Source organism: Actinoplanes sp. NPDC051859 (assembly GCF_044452725.1).
GTDB lineage: Bacteria > Actinomycetota > Actinomycetes > Mycobacteriales > Micromonosporaceae > Actinoplanes.
This window is the reverse complement of sequence record NZ_JBITBX010000016.1, coordinates 64,272-88,970: the sequence shown is the minus strand read 5'-3', so window position 1 is coordinate 88,970 and position 24,699 is coordinate 64,272. Positions and strand designations below refer to the sequence as shown.

Sequence of the window (24,699 nt, the reverse complement as noted above, 5' to 3'; positions counted from 1 at the left end):
TGGGTCAGGACGCGCGGATCATGCCTTCCTGCACGACCGTCGCCAGGTGTTCGCCGTCGCGGGTGAAGAACGTGCCCTGGCCCAGCCCGCGCCCGTGCTCGGCGGCGCCCGCCTGCTGGGCGTAGAGCAACCAGTCGTCGAGGACGCCCGCGCCGGGGACGCGGTGGAACCACATCGCGTGGTCCAGGCTCGCGGTGACCAGGCCGGGCTTGGCCCAGGGCAGGTCGAGGACGCGCAGGACCGGTTCGAGGATCGTGTAGTCGCAGACGTACGCCAGCGCGGCCAGGTCACGCTGGGTGGTGCTCAGGCCGTCGACCGGGCGCAGGGCGTCGTACGGCTTGACCCAGATCGCCTGGTGCGGCGCCCGCTCGCCGTCCACGGTCAGGTAGACCGGCCCGGGGATGTGGCGCATGTCGAAGCTGCGGCCGCCGCTCCAGTACGCCTTGGACTCGTCGGTCATCGTCCCGCCGTCGCGCGACGCCAAATACTCCGCCGAGGTGGGAAGTGTCTCCGGGCCCGGCACCTCGGGCGCGGTCTGCGCGAAAGTGCCGCTCGGCTCGCCCTTGGCGAACGACGCGAGGGCGACGTAGACCGGCTTGCCCGACTGGTACGCGCGAACCTGCCGGGTGCCGTAGCCGCGGCCGTCGCGCAGCAGCTCCACTTCGTAGCGGACCTCGGCGCCGATGTCGGCCGGGCGCATGAAGTAAGAGTGCATCGAGTGCAGGTGCTTGCCGTCCGGGCCGTCGGGCACGGTCCGCATCGCCGCCGCGGCCGCTGCTGCCACCAGGTCGCCGCCGTACGCCTTGGGCCACGGGCAGGGTTGCGTGACCGCCGTGAACGCCACGTCGAAGTGCTGCGCCTCGGTCTCCTTCAAGGTGACGGAGGCGGTGAAGATCTCGGAGGTCGTCACGGGCGCTCGGTCCAATCGCGCAGTTTCTCGTCCGGCACGTCGTCGAGATTGACCACGATGTTGTCGGGGGTGCGGGTGGTCATCCAGGTCAGCGGGTTGTTGCGGTCCAGGTTGCACTCGACGTGCGGCATCCACGGCGGCACGAACACCCAGTCGCCCTCGGCCATGTCGATGTAGTCCTCGAACTTCTCACCGAAGTAGATCCGGGCCCGGCCGGACAGCACGTAGCCGCCGGTCTCGGCCTCACCGTGGTGATGCGGGACCGAGCGGAAACCCGGCTCGTTGCTGACCTTGCCGAACCAGAGCCGCTGGGCCGGCGTGTGCTGCGGGCTCACTCCGGCGATCCGGGAGGCGCCCGCCGACTGCCCGGTCTTGCCGGATTCCAGCCCGCCGCGGGTGACGACCGGGATGACCAGGCCACTCTCGGTGGCGTACATCGAATTGTCAGGGAGTTGCATGGTGCGGCTCCTAGCGGAAGACGACGCGGTTGCGGAGGACGCCGAGACCGGTGATCTCGGTTTCCAGGACGGCGCCGTCGGTGAGGAAAACCGGGGGCGTCATTCCCATTCCCACCCCGCTGGGCGTTCCGGTCAAGACCAGGTCACCGGGGCGCAAGCGGGTGAACGTCGATACGTACGCGACCAGCGCCGCAGCATCGAAGACGAGTTGGCTGGTGGTGCCGCGCTGCCGTTCGACACCGTCCACCCGGCACACCACCTCGACGCCGGCGACCGGATCAAGCTCGTCGGGCGTGACGACGATCGGGCCGATCGGCGTGCTGTGGTCCCAGGCCTTGCCCTGGAACCACTGCAAAGTGCGCTTCTGCCAGTCGCGGACCGACACGTCGTTGGCGACCGTGTAGCCGAAGATCGCCGCCGCGGCCTCATCCCGGTCAGCGCCCCGGATCTCGGTGCCGACGACGACGGCCAGCTCGGCCTCCCAGTCCACGTTCAGCCCGGGAGGCAGGGTGATGTCGTCGGTGGGGCCGATCAGCGTGTCCGCGTACTTGGCGAAGAGCGTGGGATGGGCGGGCAGCTCCCGGCCCATTTCCAGGATGTGGTCGGCATAGTTCAGGCCGCAGCAGACCACCTTGCGCGGCTCGGGCAGCGGCAGCGTCAGCGCGGTGGGCTCGATCCGCTCGCCGAGAACATTTTGCGCCGACGCCGCGGGAAATTCCGCCAGGTAGGCGGACAGGTGTGGGGCGGGCAGCCGGCGCCACCCGTCGCCCGGGTCGGCAGCCGCGGTGCTGCGGCCGTCGGCCCCGGTCACCGTCGCGAACCTCATCCGTCGCTCCCTCGGCCGTACGCCCGTGTGCGGTATGCAGTTTTTTTCACGCCCGTCAGCTAAAGTCAATACTCTAGACCTGACGGAGGCCCGATGACCCCGATTCCTGTCAACCCACCTGCCCTGCCAGCCCCCAGCGGCTACTCACACGGCACGTTGGCCGGCAACACGCTGTACCTCGGCGGGCAGACCGCCCTGGACCAGGACATGCAGATCGTCGAAGGCGGCATCGTCGCGCAGTTTCGGCAGGCCTTCAGCAACGTTCTCACCACCCTGCGCGCCGCGGGCGGACAACCGGAAGACCTGGTCAGCATCACCATCTACCTGACCGACATCCCGGACTACCAGGCGCACGGCAAAGAGATCGGCAAGGCGTGGCGCGAGCTGGCCGGACCGGTCTACCCGGCGATGGCAGGCATCGGTTGCACCGCGCTCTGGCAGCCCGAGGCGCTCATCGAGATCCTCGGCGTCGCCGTCATCCCCGAAGAGCGGATCATCCGGCCCTGACGTCGCCCATCACGTCGCCGATCACTGAGTTTGCGAATCGGTGTGCGGGCTCGGTCAGTCGTTCCCGCAGCCCGTGGAAGAGGGTGGCGGCACGCACTCCGTTCCAGTCGCGGGGCAGCAGCTCAGGCGGCAGCCCCGGATCCAAGAACGGCAGCCGCCGCCACGCGGTCAACGCCCGCACATAATCGTCGAACGCCTGGGCGTCGTCGCCCGCCCAGTTGTTCGCCACCGGGGCGAATGTTTCCACGAACTCGCCGTACAGCCGCTGCAAGCTGTCCAGGTCCCACCAGCGGCCCACCAGCTCGGCCACGTCCCCGAACGCCAGATAGTCGGCGTCGAACAGATCCACGAACCCGGACAGCTCGTAACGTTCCAACACCTCCCGCGTCTCCTGGCGCAGGTGCCTCGGCGCGATCCAGACGCCCGAGGCCACCGTGCCGAAGCCCAGCCAGCTCAACCGTGAACGCAGCACATGCCGCTGCTGGCGCTGGGACTCCGGGACGCTGAAGACGGCGAGCAGCCAGCCGTCGGCCAGTTCGGCACGTTCTCGGCCGAAAATGCGCTGGTCGCCCTCGTCGAGAATGCCCCTGGCCTGCTCGGAAAGGCTGTAACCGGCCGAGCCGTGCACCTTGCGCGCTTCCAGCAGGCCGCGGCGTTTCAGGCGGGAGATGGCCGAGCGTACGGACGGGGCGTCGACCTTCAGCCGGTCCATGAGCTGGATCAGGGCGGAGACGCTGATCCAGCCGCCGACGTCCCGGGCGTACAGGCCGTAGGTGGTGACGATCAAGGCTCGGGGCTGGGCGGACCTCGGCTCCGCTTCTTCACCCGTACCCGTAGCCGTCGTCACGTGGACACGATAGAGCCCGGCCCGAAAGCCTTCCGGTTGTTCCAGCCGGCTGGGGTGTTTCGCGGCGGAACTGAGGGGCGTAATCGGGTCAAATGGGGCCATGTCGAACTCCGCAGCTTACGTCAGCTCCGCCGCCGGCCCGGCGGAAGCTCATGTCTGCTCCACAGCCGGCCCGGCGGAAGCGAAGCCCGATAAATGGCAACGGGTCACGGCGATCGCCGGGCTCCTGTCGGTGCTGGCAGTGGCGGCCGGCCTGGTCATCACCAACAACTACAACCGGGAACAGCAGGCGCTCGCCCTGCAAGGACAGATCACCGACCGGTTTACGAAGGCCGTGGAGCAACTCGGCCAACCGGGCCGCCAGAAAATCGATGTACGCCTGGGCGCGATCTACGCCCTGCAACGAATCATGCGTGACTCGGCGGCCGATTAGGCGGCAGTCGTCGACATCCTTAGAGCTGCTAACACGATCTGCTGAATCGATGTTGATCAGCGCGTCGATGTGAAGATCGGTCTCGTTCGGCTGGGTGTGAGCAAGCCGTGGATCGTCGATGATCAGTTGTGGGAGCTACTCGAGCCGTTGCTACCGTCCTGGCCGGCGAGGGCGCCTGGTCCGCGGCCGGTCCCGGATCGGCAGTGCCTGCAAGGGATCTTGTATGTGCTGCATACCGGGATCGGCTGGGAAGACCTGCCGCAGGAACTCGGCTTCGGGTCGGGCATGACGTGCTGGCGGCGGATCAAACGGTGGACCGACGCCGGTGTGTTCGACGAGTTGCACCGGATCCTGTTGGCGCAGTTGAACGCGGCCAACGAGATCGACTGGTCGCGAGCAGTGATCGACGGCAGCCACATCGACGCGAAAAAGGGGGTCCCGGGACAGGCCCGTCGCCGGTCAACCGCGGTAAACCGGGTTCCAAGCACCACCTGATCTGTGATGGCAACGGCACCCCGATCTACGTACTGACCTCCGGCGCGAACGTGCCTGACATCAGCCGCGCGATCGACCTACTCGACGGCTACCCACCGATCGCCGGACGCCTCGGCCGGCCCCGCCACCGCTTCGACGTCCTGCTCGCCGACAAAGGCTACGACAGCAACGCCTTCCGCCAAGCGTGCCGCGAACGCGGCACCCACCCGATCATTCCGCGCCGCAAGACCACCCGGATCAAAGGCCTCGGCAAGCTGCGCTACGTCGTGGAACAGGCCATCGCGCTGCTACACCAGTTCCGCCGCCTCGCCATCCGCTGGGAACGACGCCTCGACATCCACGACAGCCTGGTCAGCCTCGCCTGCGCCCTCATCTGCTGGCGACGCCTGATCAAATCCCGCCAGCAGAGATCGTGTTAGCAGCTCTTAGCGCGTTCATTCGCGTACACGCCCCGGCGTCGGACGAGCCCGGCGCGTTGCTTCCGACCCGGCCGTCTGCCGACATCCAGACCGCAATGACCGTGCTAGCCCGACGCGATCCCGGGCACGACGGCGATGGGCACCTCGACCTGTCGCTGACCAACTTCGAACGGGCGAACCTACCGGCGGCCAAGCTGAGTGGGGCGATCTTCCTCAGCGCCGACCTGTACGAGGCCGACCTGCACGACGCTGACCTGTCCCACACAGACCTGCACGCCGCCTACCTGCATCGTGCGATCCTGACCGGCGCCAACCTGTCCGGCGCCTACCTCAAAGCCACTATGACGAGCGTTGATCTGCAAGGCGCAAACCTGCGCGGAGCGAACCTCAGTGGCACAGATCTGACCGACGCCGACCTCAGCCGTGCGGACCTCCGAGGTGTCGACCTGAGCACGGCGACACTGAAGGGCGCAATCCTCAACTGCGCGGTGACCGACAACGCCACCGTGTACCCCCCGCATGTCGAGCTTCCCAAGGCGGACGCGACAACAGGCGAACCCTGCGCGTAGCGCCCTCAGCCCGGACGCACTACTTCCTCAATGCGATCGAATATGTCCGCGTCCGTCTCCTGCTGCCAGGTGGGCAGGTCCTCCCAATCCGCGACGTACGCCGGCCGAGGATCCGGAATGTGCTTGAGATCTGCGCTATACAACACAGCGCCACGAAACGGCCACGCTGGGCGCGACTCAGCCTGCGCGTTGCCCCATCGCTGGCAAGGATGAAGTCGCGGACTTGGTCGCAGACAGCAGCGGCGCTGCTGCGCTCCCACTGTGGAGTGTCTTCCCAGGGCGTCACGTAGGAGCTTTTTGGCGCGCCGGGGAAGAGCCTGGCAACGCCATCGATCCGTGCCTGCCGGAAAATCTGCCCGGATTCCACGGATGAGTCCTTCCAGTTCATGCAGTAGAAGACAGGGAGAGCGGAATTAGGAGATGTCGTCGTTCATTTGCCGTGTAGCGGATCCCCAACACTGGCCGACGTGTCATCCGTAAGGATGGCAGAAAGCAAGCTTGCAGTTGTATCCGACGATAAGGCCGACTGCTCGTCAGGTCGATGCCGACTTGGCTAACCCTTCAAGGGTCGTATCATTGCGTCGTAGACGGGCGAATCGTTGAACGGTTTCAATTCGCCGAGCTTGTGCCAATTCCATGCTTTGTACGCCTTGCATGCAGGTGTGTTGCCTGGAAGTACGAGCAGCGTGGCGCGTTCTTCGGATCTGTCGGCCAGTAGAGCGTCGTGTAGCTCGCGGGCGTAGTGGCGGCGACGCCATTGTTCAAGAACCATGATTTCATTCAGCGCGAACGTTCGATTGCCGTTTTCGGCGGTTATGTCCGACGGGACTCTCGAACGCAAGCCGCTCCACCAACCGCTTCCTGCCGGAAGGGTGTAGCCAAGTGCGTAGCCGATTATATTGCTGTCGACGTATCCCAACGCGACAGAAAACCCGCTTCTGGAGGAGTACCCCTCTAGTCGCTCTCGGTAGCGAGGCGCCGAGAAGAAGGGGTCGTCAAGTTGATCTGAGTAGACCTCGACATAAATCTTGATCAAATCCTCTAGTCGAGCTGAAGATTCGACTGAAATAAATTTTTCGATCTTCAGGTCGGGGCGTTCGGCAGTCAATTTGGGAACCTTTCTTGATATCAGCGAGGAGGAGAAGAGGGGATTCGACAGTGCGCCGAGTAGCGCTCTAAGAACTCGGCGACACATGGCATTTGAGCATGCCCTGCCAGCCTTTCGGTGACGGCGTCCAATTCGCAGGAAACCCGCCAGCTAGCCACTTTGCCGGTGAGGTCACTCAGCGCGTCGCTCGCCGCTCGAGCGGCCCCATCCGGCTCCTTCAAGTCAAGGCGCGCACGCGCAAGACGCACTCGATAGAGTGCAAGATTGCGAGCATAGCGACCACCGTGGCTGTCGATGGCCTGAACGAGAAGGCGTTCCGCGCGCTTAGGAGCATTCAGCTCTATCAGGCAGGTAGCCTCGACCCCGTCTAATTCGGCAGGACTGAGGAAGGCGTACCATTCCTTCGTCGGTCTATCGTGATCGCGGTCTAGGATTGTACGAGCTTCTTTTATCGCCCGCTCGTAACTGGATCGATCCTTGTTTAGCGCTGACGTCATCGCGCGCCGCAACTGCGGAATGGTGCCGAGTCGCGCCTGCTCCTGCGCGCCTGAGGCGGCACGTATCGCGCCCTCAGTAAAGCGCGCGGCTTCCCGCAGCTTTCCTAAGACGTTGCTCTGAAACGCTAGATTGGCCAACGCGTGCGCTTCCACCTCGGCGTCATTGGCTTGGCGAGCCAGTGCGAGTGCTTCCGTATAGCAAGAGCGGGCAACAGTCTGATGGCCGGAGTCGAAGGCAAGCCAACCGGCGCACATCTGGATGCGGCCCGTGGCATGGAGAAGTCGTTGCTCAATGACCTCGCCATACGTGCCGTGCTCCAACATCGAGTAGCCCGCAGCAACGGATGTCGCAGCCGACTGCCACAAAGTCGCGCCACCGTGCTGATAATCGAGTCCGTAGAGCCAAACTGCAATCTTTTCGAGTTCCATCGTGTCGGCGACGCCGATCTTTCCCATGGGTCGCTGATGAGCGGAAGCGTCAGGCACCATAGTGGAGGCTGGTACGGCGACGCCCAGCTTTAGAAGACTGCGTCGTCTCATGGGATCAAACGGTACCGCGTTCTTGACGCGAGCTGAGCGTTCGAGACGAGCGATGGCAACAAGTGCACCCTTCGCGCTCAGAGCGACGTCAACAGCGGCCGCCAGCTCAACGGTAGAAGGACGCTGGCCGTTCTCGATCCTGCTGAGGTGGCCGTAGTTGATGTGCGTTTTCGCAGCCAGCTCACGTAGTGACCAACCATGATCCTTGCGCAGGCGGCGTAGCGCTGCGCCGAAGCTCTCCAACTCGTCCACACCTCCATCCTCCCGACTTTGCTGACGGTGTTGTCAAGGCAACCGGTGGCAACTGGCAACACCTAGATCTCGCAAAGCATGAACGCGAGACTGGGTCGGCGGGTTGGAGGCAGTCCATCAAGGTCCAACAGGTGCCCAACCTGCCGGAAGCACATCCGATCATGTTCTGCGCCGATTGCCAGCGAGGAGGTCACGCTGTGGTTCAGGTGATTGCGATATCAGCAGGCTTGGCGGTCGGCTTCCTTGCTGGTCTGCTCAGCTTCAAGTTCAAGGCTCGGTGGTGCCCAACCTGCGGCGCGATCCTTACCTGTCCTGACCCGACATACCACATGAGCCAGTCACTAGAGGGAGAGGTTCATGGTGTCTCGCGTCCCCGCGCTGCCCCGCCGGATACCCTGGGCTGAGCTTCCCGCGGACGCTCCCAAAAGGTATGTAGGGCGAGCAGAGGTTAAATATCCGGACGGCGTCCAAGTTCAGTGGGAAGACAACGTCCGGAAGATTCTCGACGACGCGCCCGATCTCAGCATCGCGGATCTGGAATGGGTTCGCGACTCAATCAGTCGGATCTGAGCCGTGTCAAGATGCGTCCAGGGTCCGCCGGCAATTGGTGCCATATATGCCCTCGCCGATGAGGATTACCTTTATGGCCTTGGGCCTGTTCTTGTGCGGGTCCTCGCAGTCCACGATCCGATTGAGTACCGCGGCGAACTGTGGTGGGAAGCGACCGTTCGGTTCACGCCCGGCACCCTGGATCGCCACGGAACCATATGGCAACAGCGGAATTTGCAGATGAGGGCGGGAGCCTTGTCGTCCGCGACCGTCCATAAACGAACAATCTCCTGACCACAGCTAATTTTTAGCAGCGCCAGCCCTTATTGGCGCTGGCCGTGTGCTGCGTCCGCGCAGGAGGAAAAATGTTTGCTGCTGTCCCTCGAACGACGCAAGACCGGGTCTCCGCCGCCATCGGCCTGACATGCCCAGCCGGAGAAGCTTCGGAGCTTTCACCTGGCGATTTATCCATCATTGATCCTGCCGAGTTGTCGCGCCGTCTCTCGACCTTCATGCCGCATCGATTTTCGTTGTCCGGCACGCTTGAACGACGACTCCTCCTGGCGGAGGAGGACCCTGTGGTCAGCCGCTGGCGCGTCACCGATCTTTCCGGGCAGGAGCTCCAAACACTGGACTGGCCCACGTGGAGCTCCGAAAACATTGCCGTGCACGATCCGTGTTCGTGGTCCTCGCCTGCCACAGTCTCGGAAGAGGCGGCCTATCGTCTGCTGCGGCCTCGGGTTCTGCTCGTCGCGCTCTACCACCCGGAGCACTTTCCCCTTCCAAGGTTCCCCCTGGCGATCTCCGACCTGGCGCGGGCGGCACGGTCCACCTTGATTGGTCAAGTACGTCTGATGGATATGCAGCTCGGCGTTTCCCTGCCCGACGTGTTCGCTGAGGTGGAGGCGTGGCAGCCCGACATCGTCGGTGTGTCCGCCACCTTCGGGCAACACGATCTGATGATCCAAGTACTCGATCACCTCGGCGGGTTGGACCGCCCCCCGACGCTGCTCGCAGGTGGAAGCCTCACCGCTCGTAATGAGCGTCTGCTGGTCAAGAAGTATCCGGACTTGTTGATCGCACGCGGTGCTGGTGAGGCCACTGTCCAGGACGTGATCGCGCACTGGCACGGAGATCTGAGCCTGCCGGAGGTGCGCGGCATTGGGTACCACGGTGCGGCAAGTGGCGGTGGCCTCACGATCGGCACCTTCCGTCGTACAGCCGCAGTGGGCAACCGTAGGCAGACCGAGATCTTCCCTGAGCTGGACCTCTTGGACGCGACGTTTCGGCACCGGGGCGTGGCCCAGCTAGAGACCTCGCGCGGGTGCACGAACTACTGCTCGTTCTGTCCGCGCGGTCACAAGGGTGTTTGGTCCGGCTCCACCCCGGAGCAGCTTCCCTGGATCCTTTCGGCGATGCGGGAGGTGTTCGACCAGCACCCCGAGGTGTCACGGACCCTGTACTTGGTGGATGAGGAATTCATCGGTCGCGACGACGGTGCAGCGGACCGAGCGATAGCGGTGGCACAGACCGTCCACCACGCGGGGTTCCGCTGGGAGACGAGCTGCCGCATCGATCAGGTGGTGTGGCCAGCCAAGGATCGTGCCTGGCATGTGCGCCGCGCTCAGATGTGGCGTGATCTGCTGCGAGCAGGGCTGCGACGTTGTCTCTTCGGGGTCGAATCGGGTGTAACGTCGGTCCTGGAACGGTTCAACAAAGAGACGACCGGTGAACAGAACGCCTTGGCGATCCGCTCTTTGTCGGCGCTCGGTGTCCCGACCCGCTATACATACATCACGTTCGACCCGCTCATGAACCGTGATGAGTTACAGGCGACCTATGACTTCCAGGGGCGCCGTGACCTGCTCCTGCGACCGTTGCCGCACCTGAGCGTTGAACAGATCGTGGACGGCGTGCACGACGAAGGCTTTGTGCGCGAACACGCGATCGGCCGGCCGCTGCATCAGGGCATCTCGTACATGCTCGTTTCGATGGAATGCCTCATCGGCGCCGCCTACACCCGCACCGCGCAGACCGCCGGCCTCACCCGGGAGCCCCGCCCGTCCATGGGACGCGTCGATGCGGTCTATGCAGACTGGCGCATTGGAGTCGCGTCCCACCACGCGCAGCTTTGGATTGATCGCAACTTCGCCCTGGACTACACCCTCAAGTCGTTGGAGAAAGTTCTCGACGGGACGCCGCGTCACAGTGTCCGCGGCGCGCGCACGGTCCTCAAGGGCGCAGCCTATGACGTGCTTGGCGACATGCTCACCCTGATCGACTTCCGAAATCCGGAAGAGCCTGCTGCCCCTGGCCTCGCCGCCGACCTGATCGCCGCGATGGACGACCGGGTCATGAACCTCCGCGACCGCTTGACGCAAACAATCGCGGACGTGGCCGGCACTCTGCCGCCGAAGGACGCAGATCGCCTCACCGCAGAGCTAGGCAGGTGGACGGAAGCCGATACTTGGCGACTCATCAATGCCGCAGATCCGTGCGGGACGTGACCACATGAGCCCAGAGACGCGACAGCTCACTCGCGAACGCTTCGTGCCCGGCCTCAGCAAGGTGACAGCAGTCATTAGCGCCGGATGCTGGACCATCGGCGGCCCTGCCGCGAACCACGGTGTGCCGATCGGATGGGACGGCGTCGACCCGGAAGCAGCAGCCGGAGGCCTGGCACGCGCCTACGAGTTGGGCGTCAGGCACTTCGACACCGCCGACGTTTACGGCATGGGGCAAAGCGAACGACTCCTCGGCAAGCTCATCGCCCAGGTACCCCGCGACAGCATCTCGATCTCCAGCAAGGTCGGATACCGCACCTCCAGCAAAGGTGTCCATCCCTATCACCCTGCCTGGCTGCGCAAACAGTGCTACGACAGCCTCGCCCGCCTCGGCACGGACCACCTGGACGCATACTTCCTGCACAACCTCGACTTCGGCGCCCACGACGAATACCTACCCGCAGCCATGACCACGCTGACTGACCTGCGCCGTGAAGGCGTCATCCGCGCGATTGGGATGCGAGCGCCGCACGAATTCGCCGAGCAGTGGGCAAGTGGGCCGCCCAGCAAAGCGCAGAGGCAGGCGGCGCGGTTCGTTCACGTCTTCAGCGCCGTCCACCCCAACGTGATCACCGTCCGTCACAACCTGCTTTCCTACGACTACGGCCCGCAAGAGGCCGACATCTTTGCCTTCGCCCGGGAACACCGCATAGGAGTACTGATCAAGCAAGCCCTCGGACAAGGACTGCTGCTTGGCAAGCACGACCCGGATGGACTGCGTAGGTTCAGCACCCTCGATCATCGCAGCGCCGATCCGACTTTTGCTCCCCATATTGTTCGAGAGGTCAACAACGGCCTAGCCGCGGCCTTGGCGCAGTTAGGAGGTGACCCGAGTGTCCTGCTGCGCGCCGCCATCGGTCACGCGACCCGAGGTGACCTCTACAAGGGAACAACAGTTCTTGTCGGCTTCCGCAACGCCGCCCAGATCGCCGCCACTGTGAACGCGGTGCTCCACCCCTTGACGCTCGATGGCAGCCGCATCGTCCATCGGGCGCTACAGCCAGCCCGCACAATGCTGCACGCAAACCTTTTCACCTCCGCATGAGGCAGCAGAAGGCCGATGCGGGAACGCCCTGATCGAAAGGACCCGGAGATGGAGTACACCGAGGTAGAGCAGAAGTTTGCGGCACCGGCCATCGACGCACTGCGCAAGGCCATTGCCGAGGCCGGCGCCCAACCGCGAGCCACGAGCCGGCAGATTGACACCTACTACAACGCTCCTCACCGAGACTTCCTCGAGCCAGAGGCAATCTCGGAATGGCTGCGCATCCGTGAGGAAGACAACGGGGGGGCAAGCGTCAACTTCAAGCGTTGGCTGCCCGTCGAGGCGCTGACCAAGACGCACTGCGACGAGTACGAATCCTCGGTCACCGACCCGGAGGCCATCCGCCGACTCCTGCACGCCCTCGACTTCACCGAGATGGTCAAGGTCGACAAATTCCGCGAAGAGTGGTTCGTAACCGGGGACACGCCCGTCATCATCGCGATCGACACCATCAACGGCTTTGGGACCTTTGTCGAGTTCGAATTCAAAGGGGAAGCTGCTGACACTGACGAGGCGATTGAACAGCTGACCCGCTTCATCGCGGGCCTCGACGTGTCGCTCGGCGAGCGGATCAACCGCGGATACCCGCACATGATGCTCGGCCGGGAACGGTAGGCCGCAGCACGCTGTCCCTGGACCGGATCACCGCGGTGCTCGCGTCAGGCGGCTGCCACGTGCCTTGCCAGGCACCGCGGCGCGGCACCCAGCGAGCTTGTTACTGACGGCGGGGGAGGACCAGGGGGGTGCCGGTTCGGGGGTGGTGGAGGACTTCGAGGTCGTGGCGGTAGGTGTCGCTCAGGAGGGATTCGGTGAAGACGTCGGTTGGGGGGCCGTCGCCGCGGATCTGGCCGGCAGCCAGGACGTAGACGCGGTCGGCGTACGCGGCGGCCAGTCCCAGATCGTGGAGGACGACGATGACGGCCGTGCCGGAGCGGGCGCGGTCGGCGACGGCTGTCATGACCAGTTCCTGGTGGCGTAGGTCGAGGGCGGCGGTTGGCTCGTCCAGCAACAGCAGTGGTGTGCGTTGAGTCAGCACCCGGGCTAGCGCGACGCGGGCCTGCTCGCCGCCGGACAGTGCGGTGAACGGACGGTTGGTGAATTCGGTCGTGTCGGTCAGCCGCAGCGCTTCCGCGACCGCTTCCTCGTCCTCGTCGCTTTCGGGGCGGCCGAGCCAGGGCGCCCGGCCCATGCGGACCACTTCGCCGACCGTGAAGGGAAAGGACAGCGCCGCTTTCTGCGGCAGGACGGCTCGCTGCCGGGCCAGTTCCAGCGGTTTGTACGCCCGCAAGTCCCGTCCAGCAATCTCGACCGTGCCGCGTGCCGGCAGGTCGCCGGCCAGCGCGGCGAGCAATGTGGACTTTCCGGCGCCGTTGGGGCCGAGCAACGCGACCACTTCGCCCGGGGTGGCGTGCAGGTCGACGCCGTCGACGACGCGGCGGCCGCCCAGGTCGACTTCGATGCCGGTGGCTTTCATCCCCAACCTCCGGAGCGGGCGCGGGTGCGGCGGAGGAGCCAGAAGAAGGCGGGGCCGCCGACCACGGCGGTCAGGACGCCGAGCGGCAGTTCCTGGTAGTCGATGACGGTACGGGCGATCAGGTCGCCGGTCACCACGACCACCGCCCCGGCCAGGGCGCTTGCCGGGATGAGCAGGCGGTGGGCCGGGCCGGCCACCATGCGGATCAGGTGGGGTACGACCAGCCCGACGAAGCCGACGATGCCGGTGAACGCTACGGCGGACGCGGTGAGGAGGGCGGTGGCGACGATTGCGGTGATGCGCAACCGTTCGGTGTCTACGCCGAGGTGCCGGGCCGGGCGGTCGCCGAGGGCCAGCAGGTCCAGGCGTCGGGCCAGCACGGCGGCCACGGTCAGCCCGGCGAGCGCGCACGGGGCGGCTACCGCCACCGCTGCCCAGGTGGCTTGGGAGAGGCTGCCGAGCTGCCAGAACGCGATGGCTCGGACGCCGTCGTCGTCGGTGAGGAACATGAGCAGGCCGAGGAGGGCGCCTGCGGTGGCGTTCACGGCGACGCCGGTGAGGACGAGGGTCACCACTTCGGTGCGGCCGTTGGCGCGCGACATGGCGTACACAATCATGGTGGTGACGATGCCGCCCAGGAATGCGGCGGCCGCTGTGGTCCAGGGGCCGAACAGGGTGGCGCCGCTGACGATGGCGGCGGCGGCGCCGACTGCCGCGCCGGCTGAGACGCCGACTACGCCGGGCTCGGCCAGCGGGTTGCCGAAGATGCCCTGCATGAGGGCGCCGGCGCAGCCGAGCGAGGCGCCGACGATGACGGCGAGGAGCACCCGCGGGAAGCGGACCAGCCAGAGCGCGTTTTCGCCCTGTACCGCCGAGGGCAGGGGGCCGAGGTCCAGGCCCAGGCGGTGCAGCACCGAGCCGAGCACCTCGGTGGGCGAGATGGGCACCTGGCCCTTGCCGGCGGCGAGCAGGCCGGCCGCGACCAGGGTGACGGCCAGCCCCGCGAGCAGGCCGCCGCGGGCAACGCGACCGGTGCCGGTGCGGCCAGGTTCGGCGGTTCCTTCCGGGTGCGGGGTGTGGCGCGGACCGGTGGGGGTTCCTAGTCGCACGGGCCGTAGACCGCCTTTGCCAGGGCTTCGACGGCCTTGCCGGTGCGGGCGCCGAAGTTGAGGAGGATGCCGTCATCCATGTCGACCACGCGGCGGTTGATGCCGGCGGGGGTTTGTGCCACGCCGGGGAGCTTGAGCAGGCCGTCGACGCCGTCGACTGAGTTCAGGCCTTCGGTCATGACGAGGATGACGTCGGGGGCGGCGGTGATCAGGCCTTCGCTGGTCAGCGGACGGAACTTTTTCATGCCGATGGAGCTGCCCGCGTCGACCGCGCCAATTGCTTCGATCATGGCGTCCGAGCCGGCGCCGTCGCCGCCGAGGAGGAAGACGCTTGCGGTGCCGCGTACGTACAGGAAGGCGATCTTGATTGGCTTGTCGGTTTTGGGGGCGCTGTTCTTCGCGGTGTCGATCTCGCCCTGGACCCGGTTGACGAGGCGGTCGCCCGCTTCCGGCACGCCGAGGGCGGCGGCGACGGCGCGGATGTGTTCGGGTACGGCGGCAAGCGTTTGCTCGTCGCCGATGAGCACCACCGGGATCCCTGACTTGCGGATCTGGTCAAGGACGGTTGGCGGGCCGATGCTGTTGTCGGCGAGCAGCACGGTCGGGTTGAGCTTGAGGATCGCCTCGGCGGACAGGTCGTGTCCCTGCGGTGTGACCAGCGGCAGTTTGGCCGCTGCCGGGAACGTGGTGGCGGTGTCGCGCCCGACGACTTTGTCGCCGAGACCGAGGCTGAACACCAGCTCCCCGAGCGAGCCGTAGAGGTTGACCGCGAGGATCCGGTCGGTGCTGGTGACGGTCACTTTGCGGCCGTCCGCGGAGTCGACGGTGGCCGGCAGGCTCGGGGTGGGGCGCGGGTCGAGCGGGGAGATGTCGGCGTTGGCAAGCTTGGCGGTGGTGGTGCCGCAGCCGGTCGTGCCGGCGGCGGCGGTTTCCGGCCCGATTTCGCTGACCGCGGTGCAGCCCGCAGTGAGGAGCAGGGTCGCGGCGAGCGCGGCGGCGGTACGGCGGATCATCTTTCCTCCTGCTTGCGGCGGCGGAACCGGCCGATGAGGGTGGCGCCGAGGAGGCCAGCGAGGAACGCCCCGCCGATGGACCACCAGTGTCCGAGCGGGGTGGCTGTGCTGGTGCGGGTCAGCGCGGAATCGTCCACTGTGGCTGCTGCCGCCGCTGTGGTGGTGGCGGGCGGGGCGGCGGTGGCGAGGCGGCCGGTGGGCGGCCCGACGGGTTTCTTCTGGGCTTGTGCAGCGGGTGCTGCTGCGGCGGGGGCGGCTTGCTCGACGACTGGGGTGCCGCCGGCTGATGTCGGCGCGGCGAACCGGACCGGTACGCGCTTGTCTTGCGAGCGATCGGCAGCGCGGGTGTGGTCGGCGCGGGTGACCACGGCGCAGGCGCGGACCACGCAGTCCACGTCGCCGATCATCTGGCTGACCTGGATGGACGCGGTGAAAGAGCCACCCGGGCCGTACGGCTTGGCGAGGCCTTCGCCGTAGGAGGGGGGATGCGAGGAGATCCACGCGGATCCGCCGGATGCGCCGGTCATGTCCGCGCCGCCGCCGCAGGGTGAGGGGATGGCGCCTGCGCCGTTGTCGACGCAGAAGGCGACGTATATGCCCTTGGTCACGTCGTAGCCGGTGCCGGAGACCGTCACCGTTTCTCCGGAGCGGCTGAGGCCGGCGGTCTTGGACACGGTCAGTTGCTTCGCGGCCTGCGCGGGTGTGCTGTATCCGACCACTGTCACAGCCGCGAGGGCGAGAGCTGCCACGGTCGTTCGTCCGGCGGTGCGCACGATGCCTCCCCACATTTCGCGCCATCCACGATCTTGCAATCGATCTTGAGTTAGGTAAGGCTACCCTAAAGGTTCGCGTGCGGACCTGAGAAGACCCCCTCAATCCATCTTGGAAGGACCGACATGGGCACACCCCACGGCCCGCATCGGGTAGCGCTCTGGGCCGGTGCGATCGCCCTCGGCGCCGCCGCCGCGCTCACCGCCACCTCCCCGGCCCTGGCCGCCCCGGCCGACGTCGCCGGTGGCAGCCTCGACTGGGGCTTCAAGGCCTCGTTCCGGGCGTACGTCTCCACCGGGAACGGGACCCCGTCGATCGCCCTCAGCGACGGCGCCACCCGCAACACCGACGGGACGTTCGACTTCCCGGCCCGCAGTGGCACGTACGACGCCGCCGCGGGAACCGCCTCCGTGCAGTACGGCGGCACGGTCAAGTTCTCGTACCCGGCCCACATGTTCGAGATCACCCTGGCCGACCCGAAGATCGTGGTCGACGGCGACGGCACCGGCTCGATCCTGGCCGATGTGGACCTGGTGGCGAACGGCGGCAGCACCCAGCAGCACCTCGACGGGGCCGAGATCGCCACCCTGGCGACCGCGGCGCCGACCGTGGAGAACGGGAACGTCACGTTCACCGGGCTGGCTGCGACCCTCACCGCAACCGGGGCCAGCGCGTTCGCGGGCTTCTTCACCGCCGGCACGGCTCTCGACCCGGTGACCGCGTCGGCGTCCGCGTCGACCAGCCCGACGGAGCCCACCGAGCCGACCGAGCCGACCGAGCCCACCGACCCGGGCACCGGATCGTCGGCTCAGAAGATCAAGGCGGCCGTCTCCGGCGGTGCGCTGACCCTCACGTCGACGGGCGGGGACGTGGCATTGTCCGCCGCCACCCCCGGACAGAACGCGACCGGCAACCTCAACGCCGTCACGGTCAGCGACCTGCGCGGCACCAACGCCGGCTGGGACCTGGTCGGCGAGGTCACCGACTTCACCGGGACCGGCGGGGCGAACATCCCGGCGACCAACCTCGGCTGGACGCCGAACGCGGCCGTCAAGGCCAGCGCCCTCAAGGCAGCCAACGGCGTCAAGAACGCGGTGGTCCCCGGCAGCCCGGTCGCACCCGGCGCTGGCCTCGGCGCCAGCCGCACCCTGTGCAAGGCCCAGCCGGGCAGCAGCCTCGGCAGCTCCACCTGCGGCGCGGCGCTCGACCTCGGCATCCCCGAGTCCAGCGCGGCCGGAGAGTACAGCGCGGTCCTCACGCTGACGCTCGCCTGAGTCACCAGTCGTTGCGGAAAGAACCGGCCGGGGATAGGAGAAACCATCCCCGGCCGGCCCACCTGAAGTCTAAGGAGCACCATGCTCGTCCGAGGCACGCTGGCCGGGTTGCTCATCCTCGCCGCCCTCACGCCCGCGCCGGCTCAGGCAGCACCCGCCGACGACCTGCGCTGGTCGATCCAGCCGTCGACCGCCAAAGGTCCGAACGGCCGGGACTACATCATCAGCCGGGCGGCACCCGGCGAACGCCTCACCGACTACGTCGGCATCACCAACCTGATCAAAAAACCCCTGACCTTCTCCGTGTACGGGACTGACGCGCACACCACCGAAGACGGCTCCTTCGCACTGCTGCCCGCCGCCCGCAAACCCACGGACATCGGCTCATGGATCACGCTGGGCGCGCAGCGGTACACGGTGCCGGCGAACACGCGGCTGGACGTGCCCTTCGCCATCACCGTCCCGGCCAACGCCACCCCGGGCGACCACGCGGGCGGCATCATCGCCTCGCTGGCCCAGGAACAGACCGACGCCAACGGCCAGAAGATCCTGGTCGACCGCCGGGTCGCGGCCCGCGTATACCTCACAGTCGCCGGTGCCGCCGCCCCCCAACTGACCATCGACACCGTACGGCTGGAGTACGCCCAGTCCGCCAACCCGATCGACGGCGGCGCGATGACCGTCCGCTATCTGGTCCGCAACACCGGCAATCTGCGGGCGGGCGGCACCGGCGCAATCCGCGTGACTGGCCCGTTCGGTTGGGAGCTCGCGAACACCGGCGCCGCCGCCATTCCCGAACTCCTCCCCGGCAGCTCGATCACCGTCACCGAGAAGATCCTCGGCGTCCAGCCCACCGTGCAGCTCGCCGCGCACGTGGACGTCCAACCCGTTGCCGCCGGCGCCACCATCGACAAGGTGTCCAGGACCACCAGCGTGTGGGCGTGGCCGTGGGCACTCGTGGGGCTGCTTGCGGTGCTGCTGGCGTACGTGGGCATCCGGGTTGTTCGCCGCTCCCGCCGTAAGCGCCGCACGGCGGTGACCAAACTTGGAAGCAGCGCGTTCGGCCCGGGAGACGCGGTGCCTTCCACTTAGCCCGAGCGTGTTCCCGAGTTGCCGCGTCGGCCGGCCCGGGAGCTGAGGGCGTCGCGGACGTCCTCGTATGGCGGCTATCTGTGGGCCGTGGTGTGGTGCGGCAGATGCAGGTTCGCGGTCGTCTGATCCTCGAGGCGGGTCATCGAGAAGGCGAGCGTCGGTTCCAGCAGCGTGTCGCCGGATGGATGCCGGTACGCGGGGGCGGGCTGCCAGGGTGACTGGTGGGAGCCCGGCGCAGGCTGCACCGGCGGGATCGTCTGGTGCGGTGCCGGCGGCATCGCCGCGGTCGGTGGCAGCGGCTGTCGCAACGGCAGCGTTTCGGTCGACGGTGTCGTTTCGGGTGCCGGCGGAACGAAGCGGTGGGCGGCCAGGAGAACCAGGCCGGCGGCTGCGCCGAACAGGGTGCCGCCGCTGTTGTACAGCCAGTCCGCGGCCGTGGCGTCGCGGACGCCGCTGACTGCCTGCCAGCCCTCGACGCCGAAGGACAGTGCGGCGCCGCCGAGCAGAGTCCAGAAGGGACGGCGGGTTGCCAGCGCGCCGAAGAAGCCCAGCGGGATGAACAGCAGCAGGTTCGCGAACCGTTCCTCGTGCAAGGCGGGGGCGTCCAGGGCAGCCTGGAACGTGGCTTTGGCGAGGAACGAGCCGACATACTGAGCCAACCGCGGAAGGGCACCCTCCTGCCAACCGAGCGCCCCGAACGGGGCGGTGAACACCAGGATCGGCGCCAAGGACAGCAGCGCGGGCAGCGTCCAAGCCGGTCGCCACCGCATCAGCCGAGCCAACGGCCAGAACAAAGCCACGCTGGTGAGGGCGCAAAACAGCAGGAGTTCCACCGCGCCGGGCCGGTGGAGCGCCATGTCGAGCTGATACCGCATCGTCCGCTCTCCGCTCGTCGCTACTCGTCCGTGCCATCAACAGTGCCAGGCGAAGCGTATGGCGCCGATAAAAGCGAGCTGAGCTGCGGCTGTGCGGCCAGATGTCATCCGATGGTGGTTTCCGGCCCGGCGGGTGCTGCCGCTCTGCGAAGGTGAGCTCATGGCCGCCGACAACACCTACGAGGGCCGTCCGCTGGACCGTCCCGGAGCCGACCTTGTCGACCAGGGTTTGGGCTTTGACCTGGTCACCATGGGACGCCGGCAGGTGCTGCGGGCGTTCGGCCTGGGCGCTGCCACCCTCGGGCTCGCTGCCTGCGGCGACGACGCATCCACGCCGAAGTCTGCGGCCTCCGCGTCCGCCACGGCCGGCGGGGAGATTCCGGAGGAAACCGCCGGACCGTACCCCGGGGACGGGTCGAACGGCCCGAACGTCCTGAACCAGAACGACATCGTGCGCAGCGACATCCGGTCGAGCTTCGGCACCGCCAAGGGCAGGGCGCAGGGCGTGGGTATGACACTGCAGCTGACCGTCAACGACCTGGCTGACGGCGGAAAGCCCTTCGTGGGCACCGCTGTCTATGTGTGGCACTGCGACCGGGCGGGCCGGTACTCGCTGTACTCCGAGGGCGTCACCACCGAGAACTTCCTGCGCGGGGTGCAGGTGACCGACGAGTCCGGGAAGGTGAACTTCACCAGCATCTTCCCGGCCTGTTACACCGGCCGCTGGCCGCACGTGCACTTCGAGGTCTATCCCGACCTGGACAGCATCACCGACTCGGGCAAGGCCATCGCGACGTCACAGGTCGCGCTGCCCAAGGCCGTCTGCGACCAGGTGTACGCCGGCACAGGCTACGAATCCTCGGTCGCGACACTGGCCCAGGTGTCCCTGGCCGACGACAACGTTTTCGGTGACGACGACGGTGCCAGCCAACTCGGCACGGTGACCGGCGATGTGAGCAGCGGCTTCGCGGTGTCGCTGGTCGTGAACGTCGACACGCGGACCGCGCCGACCGGCGGCCAGCTCACCGGCGACGGCGCACCGTCCGGGGCGCCGCGGGGCTCCGGCGGTCCGGGCATGCCTGGCGGTCCTGGCGGACCGGGTGGTTCCGGGGGCCCTGGCATGCCTGGTGGTCCCGGCGGACCGGGTGGTTCCGGTGGACCTGGCGGTCCGCCGCCCGGCGGCGGCCGCCCGAGCGGGCCGCCGCCCGGAGGCGCGCCTTCCTGATCCAATCCGCCGCCCGGAGGAGTGCCATCTAGCCGGCGGGGATGCCGCGACCGGCCCGAGCCGGCGCGATGGGTCAGGCGGCGACGTCCAGCAGGTCGCCGTTGTTCAAGACGTTGCGCAGTGCGCCCAGGTCGACGCCCTTGCTCTGGAGCAGGTTGACCAGGCTGGAAGCGCTGGTCGCCTCGTCGGTGACCGTCGCCGAGTCCATCTCCAGCAGCTTGCTGAGCTGCTGGAGCTTGCTGGAATCCCGGATGCCGGCGTTTTCGCCGCGGGGGCCGCCGGGCGGGGGCGGCGGCGGGGCGCCGGTGCTGCTGGCGATCTTCTCCGCCATCGTGTCGGCGTCCACCGATCCGGTGGCGTCGGTCGGCATGCCGGCCTTGATGGAGGCGATCAGGTCGTCGTGCGAGACGCCCTGCGCGGAAGCGACGTCGTTGAGGCTCTTGCCGCTGTCGAGCTGCGACTTGAGCTCCTCGCCGCTGAGCCCCAACGTCTCCGCGACCTTGACCATCGGGTTTTCTCCGTTGCGCGGCATCGGCCGCGGCGCCTGGGTGTAAGCGGTGCTGCTGGTCGAGCTGAGCGCGTTGATCGAGGTCATTTTCTTCGTCTCCCGTCCCGGCGGGGCGACTGCCGCCCCGTACGTGGTGACCATTCGGAACCGCCGGGTCCGACCTTCTCCTTCCATAGCCAACCCACAGCAACGCTTAGCGCTCTGACAGGAACCGCCGGGAACTCGAGTTGATCTTTGTCCGACTGGACGTGCAGGAACCGCCTTTCAAGGAGGAACAGGCATGGACCGACGGAAACTGCTCGGGGCGACTCTTGCGGCCGGCGCGGGCGTAGGCGCTGGCATGACCGCGACCCCCGGCGTCGCCCACGCGGCAACCCCCACCCCGCCCGGCCGGCTGCGGGTGCAACTGATCGTCTTCGACGGCGTCGACGAACTCGACTTCATCGGCCCGGTGGACGTCTTCGGCATCGCCCGCAAGCTCAAGGGTGATGTGCAGGCCACGCTGCTGCGCCCCGGCGGGACCGGACTCGTCACCGGCAGCCACGGCACCCGCTTCGCCGCCGAGGAACGCTGGGCGCCGGAGGAAGCCGACGTCATCCTGGTCCCCGGCGGCCGCCTCGACGAACCCCGCCGCGCACTCCCGCAGCAGCTCACGGCGGCACGCCGACCCGGCCTGGTCATCGCCGGCGTGTGCACCGGCGTACGGCTGTTGGCCGAAGCGGGGATCACGGCGGGCCGTCCGTGCGTGACCCACCACGAGTTCCTGCAAGAGGTGCGCGACAAGGGCGGCGTCATCAAGAAGGCCCGCGTGGTCGACGACGGCGACCTGGTGACTGCCGGTGGCATTACGTCCGGCATCGACCTGGCCCTCTGGCTGGTCGAGCGCTACTGCGGCGCGGAACTCGCCCTGCGCGTCGAGGAAATCATGGAGTACGAGCGCCGCGGCACGGTGTGGCACGCCTGACTGTCGGCATGGTGGGACCCGGCGCGCCCCGGGTCCCACCGGACCAGCACTCGCCGGTTGATGCAGAATCCAGCACGATCAGGCCGAACGGTTTGCTAGGCGGGACCAACGGTGCGCGCGAGTGATTGCGAGCGCGATCGGGTGTGGGAATAGCGGTCTTCCTGCGGAGGAGCTGTTAAGTAGGGCACTGTTTTGACGATCAGTCGGGTACTGGGGGCGTTTCCGGCCCGCCGGACGACCGACAGGAGCCCGCCGTGACGAGCGCCGCCGAGCCCGTTGAGCCGTGGGAGACCGGCGCGTCCGCTGAGCCTGGCGAGCCGTCGGTGGCAGATGCGTCTGGCGAGCTGCCCGCATCCGGTGAGGTTGCTGCCTCCGGCCCGGCCGGCGAACCGGCTGCAGTGGGTAAGGCCGCCAAGCCTGGTCGGCGGTCTCGCCGGCGGGCGCCCGGGCGGCGTCGGGCAGCGGCATCCTCCTCGACCGCCTCGACAAAGGGCTCGACCGCCTCGAAAAAGGGAAAGCCGAAGAAGGCCGGGGGTCGGCTGTCCGTGCCCTCGCTGCGCTTCGGTGACCTGCCCACCGGGGTGAAGATCCTTTCGTCGGTGAGTGTGGCCGCGCTCGCGGCGCTGACCGTCGGCCTAGCCGGCATGCAGGCGCTGTCCGGGGCGAGCGAATCGGCGCAGCGTATCCACAGCCGCAACGTCGTGTCGGTGGACGCCATCGGCAAAGTGCGGGCCGCGGTGCTGCGGGCCCAGCTCGACGTCTCCAACCAAGCGCTCGCCACCAACCCCAAGGTGAAGATGGCGTTCGGTGACTCGTTCCTCGCCGACGTGCGGGTCGTCAACGAGGCGCTGATGACCTACAAGGAGACCCAGACCGGGGACGAGGCGGCCGTTTCTGAGCTGCAGTCGCAGTGGGAGAGCTACACCCGGCTCGTCCAGTCCGAGCTGCTGACCTTCGGCGTCACCCGGGACGTCGACGAGTGGACCCAGGCCCGGGACACCAAGGTGCTGCCGGTGATGGACAAGATCACCGCTGCGGTCGACAAGATGGTCGCCGAGGAGACCGAAGACGCGGCCCAGGCGGCGAAGTCGGCGCAGGAACAGTACGAAACCAGCCGTACGCTGGCACTGATCTTGATGGTTGGCGGCGTGGTCGCGGCGGCCCTGGCCGGCATCTTCGTCTCCCGCAGCATCGTGAAGAAGCTGGCGCGCGTCGAAGAGGTCTGCAACGCTCTCGCCGAAGGCGACCTCACCAGCACCAGCGGCCTGACCGCCCGCGACGAGCCGGGCCGGATGGGTCGCGCCCTGGACGTGGCGATCGCCCGCCTGCGGGAAACCGTGTCCACCATCGACGGTTCCGCGACGTCGCTGGCCGGGGCGTCCGAGCAGATGTCCGCCACCGCCTCGCAGATCGCCGAGTCGGCTGAGGAGACCTCACGCCAGGCCCAGACGGTGTCGTCGGCCGCCGAGCAGGTGTCCTTCAGCGTCATGACCGTGTCCGGTGGCGGCGGCGAGATGACCGCCTCGATTCAGGAGATCGCGGTCAACGCCGCCCAGGCCGCCCAGGTCGCCCAGGAGGCCGTCGACGCCGCGACGCTCACCTCGGCCACGATGAACCAGTTGGGTGTCTCGTCGGCGGAGATCGGTGACGTGGTCAAGGTGATCACCTCGATCGCCGGCCAGACCAACCTGCTCGCCCTGAACGCGACCATCGAGGCCGCTCGGGCCGGCGAGGCGGGCAAAGGCTTCGCAGTGGTCGCCGCCGAGGTGAAGGACCTGGCGCAGGAAACCGCCCGAGCCACCGAGGAAATCTCCCGGCGAGTTCAGGCAATCCAGGCCGACGCCGGTGGGGCGGCCGCGGCGATCGAGACAATCACCGAGGTCATCACCCGGATCAGCGACTTCCAGACCACGATCGCGTCGGCGGTGGAGGAGCAGACCGCCACGACGGCCGAGATGAACCGCAGCGTCGGCGAGGCCGCCTCCGGCACCGAAGACATCTCCCGGACGATCCACGGCGTCGCCACCGCCGCCCGGACCACCAGCGAGGGCATCGAGGAGACCCGGCAGGCCACGACCGAACTGGCCCGCATGTCCAGCGAACTGACCAGCCTGGTCTCCCGCTTCCGCTACTAGGGCAATGCAGCTCGCGGAGTCATCGGCGCAGGTCGCGGCGGATCGCTGGGCAACGAGGCATGGGCGTGGGAGCCGATGCCCCCACGCCCATGCCACCCCCCCGGTGAACCTAGGAATGATCCTATAAGGACGACAGGGGCGAGCATCTCCCGTTTTCGTGCCAGGACCCGGGCTGTTCTGAACGGACTCTGAGGGAACTCTGAGCGGGCCTCCGCACCATCTCCGGCACGATGCGCCCGG

24 protein-coding genes are annotated in these 24,699 nt (G+C 67.4%); 12 read left to right on the top strand and 12 right to left on the bottom strand.

Features of this window, described 5'->3' with window-relative positions:
- Nucleotides 1-4: 4 nt before the first annotated feature.
- The 3 genes from ACIA1L_RS29860 to ACIA1L_RS29850 are packed head-to-tail and all read right to left on the bottom strand — an operon-like array spanning nucleotide 5 to nucleotide 2,194.
- Complete coding sequence (locus ACIA1L_RS29860; protein WP_396076344.1) at nucleotides 5-910, bottom strand: acyl-CoA thioesterase; 906 nt, start codon at nucleotides 908-910, stop codon at nucleotides 5-7.
- Nucleotides 907-1,368 carry a cupin domain-containing protein gene (locus tag ACIA1L_RS29855; RefSeq protein ID WP_396076343.1) on the bottom strand — a complete coding sequence of 154 codons (462 nt, stop codon included), beginning with the start codon at nucleotides 1,366-1,368 and terminating at the stop codon, nucleotides 907-909. Before ACIA1L_RS29855 ends, ACIA1L_RS29860 begins: the two co-directional genes overlap by 4 nt.
- Nucleotides 1,369-1,378: 10 nt before the next feature.
- Entirely contained in the window at nucleotides 1,379-2,194 is an 816-nt protein-coding gene (locus tag ACIA1L_RS29850) for a fumarylacetoacetate hydrolase family protein (RefSeq protein ID WP_396076342.1), read from the bottom strand.
- Between the two features lie 93 nt (nucleotides 2,195-2,287).
- Between ACIA1L_RS29850 and ACIA1L_RS29845 the strand changes: the two genes are divergently transcribed.
- On the top strand, nucleotides 2,288-2,701 hold the full coding sequence (locus ACIA1L_RS29845; RefSeq protein ID WP_396076341.1) for a RidA family protein: 414 nt from the start codon (nucleotides 2,288-2,290) through the stop codon (nucleotides 2,699-2,701).
- Here ACIA1L_RS29845 and ACIA1L_RS29840 read toward each other — a convergent pair.
- The gene (locus ACIA1L_RS29840; RefSeq protein ID WP_396076340.1) at nucleotides 2,688-3,548 is read right to left on the bottom strand and encodes a PaaX family transcriptional regulator C-terminal domain-containing protein; all 861 of its coding nucleotides are present in this window, start codon (nucleotides 3,546-3,548) and stop codon (nucleotides 2,688-2,690) included. The two genes, ACIA1L_RS29845 and ACIA1L_RS29840, sit on opposite strands and share 14 nt — an antisense overlap.
- Before the next feature lie 100 nt (nucleotides 3,549-3,648).
- Between ACIA1L_RS29840 and ACIA1L_RS29835 the strand changes: the two genes are divergently transcribed.
- From ACIA1L_RS29835 to ACIA1L_RS29825, 3 genes are all read left to right on the top strand, one after another.
- Nucleotides 3,649-3,981 carry a hypothetical protein gene (locus ACIA1L_RS29835; protein WP_396076339.1) on the top strand — a complete coding sequence of 111 codons (333 nt, stop codon included), beginning with the start codon at nucleotides 3,649-3,651 and terminating at the stop codon, nucleotides 3,979-3,981.
- Between the two features lie 111 nt (nucleotides 3,982-4,092).
- A protein-coding gene (locus ACIA1L_RS29830; RefSeq protein WP_396076363.1) for an IS5 family transposase occupies nucleotides 4,093-4,895 on the top strand; the annotation gives its coding sequence in 2 pieces (ribosomal slippage) (nucleotides 4,093-4,408 and nucleotides 4,408-4,895; 804 coding nt in all).
- 95 nt (nucleotides 4,896-4,990) lie between these two features.
- Nucleotides 4,991-5,464, top strand: coding sequence for a pentapeptide repeat-containing protein (locus ACIA1L_RS29825; protein ID WP_396076338.1), 474 nt, complete (start codon nucleotides 4,991-4,993; stop codon nucleotides 5,462-5,464).
- 553 nt (nucleotides 5,465-6,017) lie between these two features.
- On the opposite strand, the gene ACIA1L_RS29820 is transcribed toward ACIA1L_RS29825, so the two are convergent.
- Nucleotides 6,018-6,572, bottom strand: coding sequence for a GNAT family N-acetyltransferase (locus ACIA1L_RS29820; RefSeq protein ID WP_396076337.1), 555 nt, complete (start codon nucleotides 6,570-6,572; stop codon nucleotides 6,018-6,020).
- A gap of 20 nt (nucleotides 6,573-6,592) precedes the next feature.
- Nucleotides 6,593-7,861 carry a helix-turn-helix domain-containing protein gene (locus ACIA1L_RS29815; protein ID WP_396076336.1) on the bottom strand — a complete coding sequence of 423 codons (1,269 nt, stop codon included), beginning with the start codon at nucleotides 7,859-7,861 and terminating at the stop codon, nucleotides 6,593-6,595.
- A 914-nt stretch (nucleotides 7,862-8,775) separates the two neighbouring features.
- Here ACIA1L_RS29815 and ACIA1L_RS29810 point away from each other — a divergent pair.
- The 3 genes from ACIA1L_RS29810 to cyaB are packed head-to-tail and all read left to right on the top strand — an operon-like array spanning nucleotide 8,776 to nucleotide 12,634.
- Nucleotides 8,776-10,917, top strand: coding sequence for a B12-binding domain-containing radical SAM protein (locus tag ACIA1L_RS29810; RefSeq protein ID WP_396076335.1), 2,142 nt, complete (start codon nucleotides 8,776-8,778; stop codon nucleotides 10,915-10,917).
- Nucleotides 10,918-10,921: 4 nt separating this feature from the next.
- Nucleotides 10,922-12,019 (top strand): aldo/keto reductase, encoded by a 1,098-nt coding sequence (locus ACIA1L_RS29805; protein ID WP_396076334.1) that lies wholly within the window; start codon nucleotides 10,922-10,924, stop codon nucleotides 12,017-12,019.
- A gap of 48 nt (nucleotides 12,020-12,067) precedes the next feature.
- Nucleotides 12,068-12,634 carry a class IV adenylate cyclase gene (cyaB, locus tag ACIA1L_RS29800; RefSeq protein ID WP_396076333.1) on the top strand — a complete coding sequence of 189 codons (567 nt, stop codon included), beginning with the start codon at nucleotides 12,068-12,070 and terminating at the stop codon, nucleotides 12,632-12,634.
- 100 nt (nucleotides 12,635-12,734) lie between these two features.
- Here the strand turns inward: cyaB and ACIA1L_RS29795 are convergent, their stop codons facing one another.
- The 4 genes from ACIA1L_RS29795 to ACIA1L_RS29780 are packed head-to-tail and all read right to left on the bottom strand — an operon-like array spanning nucleotide 12,735 to nucleotide 16,388.
- On the bottom strand, nucleotides 12,735-13,493 hold the full coding sequence (locus ACIA1L_RS29795; RefSeq protein WP_396076332.1) for a heme ABC transporter ATP-binding protein: 759 nt from the start codon (nucleotides 13,491-13,493) through the stop codon (nucleotides 12,735-12,737).
- Nucleotides 13,490-14,602 (bottom strand): FecCD family ABC transporter permease, encoded by a 1,113-nt coding sequence (locus tag ACIA1L_RS29790; protein ID WP_396076331.1) that lies wholly within the window; start codon nucleotides 14,600-14,602, stop codon nucleotides 13,490-13,492. Before ACIA1L_RS29790 ends, ACIA1L_RS29795 begins: the two co-directional genes overlap by 4 nt.
- Nucleotides 14,593-15,615, bottom strand: coding sequence for a hemin ABC transporter substrate-binding protein (locus ACIA1L_RS29785; RefSeq protein WP_396076330.1), 1,023 nt, complete (start codon nucleotides 15,613-15,615; stop codon nucleotides 14,593-14,595). Before ACIA1L_RS29785 ends, ACIA1L_RS29790 begins: the two co-directional genes overlap by 10 nt.
- A complete protein-coding gene (locus ACIA1L_RS29780; RefSeq protein WP_396076329.1) occupies nucleotides 15,612-16,388 on the bottom strand; it encodes a hypothetical protein in 777 nt (258 codons plus the stop codon). Before ACIA1L_RS29780 ends, ACIA1L_RS29785 begins: the two co-directional genes overlap by 4 nt.
- A 123-nt stretch (nucleotides 16,389-16,511) precedes the next feature.
- On the opposite strand from ACIA1L_RS29780, the gene ACIA1L_RS29775 reads away from it, so the two are divergent.
- Together ACIA1L_RS29775 and ACIA1L_RS29770 are read left to right on the top strand one after the other, a co-directional pair.
- Nucleotides 16,512-17,660: an HtaA domain-containing protein gene (locus tag ACIA1L_RS29775; RefSeq protein WP_396076328.1), complete on the top strand. Its 1,149-nt coding sequence runs from the start codon at nucleotides 16,512-16,514 to the stop codon at nucleotides 17,658-17,660.
- Between the two features lie 81 nt (nucleotides 17,661-17,741).
- A complete protein-coding gene (locus ACIA1L_RS29770; RefSeq protein WP_396076327.1) occupies nucleotides 17,742-18,752 on the top strand; it encodes a WxL protein peptidoglycan domain-containing protein in 1,011 nt (336 codons plus the stop codon).
- 74 nt (nucleotides 18,753-18,826) lie between these two features.
- On the opposite strand, the gene ACIA1L_RS29765 is transcribed toward ACIA1L_RS29770, so the two are convergent.
- Nucleotides 18,827-19,627, bottom strand: coding sequence for a VanZ family protein (locus ACIA1L_RS29765; protein ID WP_396076326.1), 801 nt, complete (start codon nucleotides 19,625-19,627; stop codon nucleotides 18,827-18,829).
- A gap of 160 nt (nucleotides 19,628-19,787) precedes the next feature.
- On the opposite strand from ACIA1L_RS29765, the gene ACIA1L_RS29760 reads away from it, so the two are divergent.
- A complete protein-coding gene (locus ACIA1L_RS29760) occupies nucleotides 19,788-20,852 on the top strand; it encodes a 3,4-dioxygenase subunit beta (RefSeq protein ID WP_396076325.1) in 1,065 nt (354 codons plus the stop codon).
- A 73-nt stretch (nucleotides 20,853-20,925) separates the two neighbouring features.
- Here ACIA1L_RS29760 and ACIA1L_RS29755 read toward each other — a convergent pair whose 3' ends face one another.
- Nucleotides 20,926-21,447, bottom strand: a complete 522-nt coding sequence (locus ACIA1L_RS29755) for a hypothetical protein (RefSeq protein ID WP_396076324.1) — start codon at nucleotides 21,445-21,447, stop codon at nucleotides 20,926-20,928.
- Nucleotides 21,448-21,640: 193 nt separating this feature from the next.
- On the opposite strand from ACIA1L_RS29755, the gene ACIA1L_RS29750 reads away from it, so the two are divergent.
- Complete coding sequence (locus ACIA1L_RS29750; RefSeq protein ID WP_396076323.1) at nucleotides 21,641-22,324, top strand: DJ-1/PfpI family protein; 684 nt, start codon at nucleotides 21,641-21,643, stop codon at nucleotides 22,322-22,324.
- 254 nt (nucleotides 22,325-22,578) lie between these two features.
- Nucleotides 22,579-24,459, top strand: a complete 1,881-nt coding sequence (locus ACIA1L_RS29745; RefSeq protein ID WP_396076322.1) for a methyl-accepting chemotaxis protein — start codon at nucleotides 22,579-22,581, stop codon at nucleotides 24,457-24,459.
- The last annotated feature ends 240 nt before the right edge of the window (nucleotides 24,460-24,699 follow it).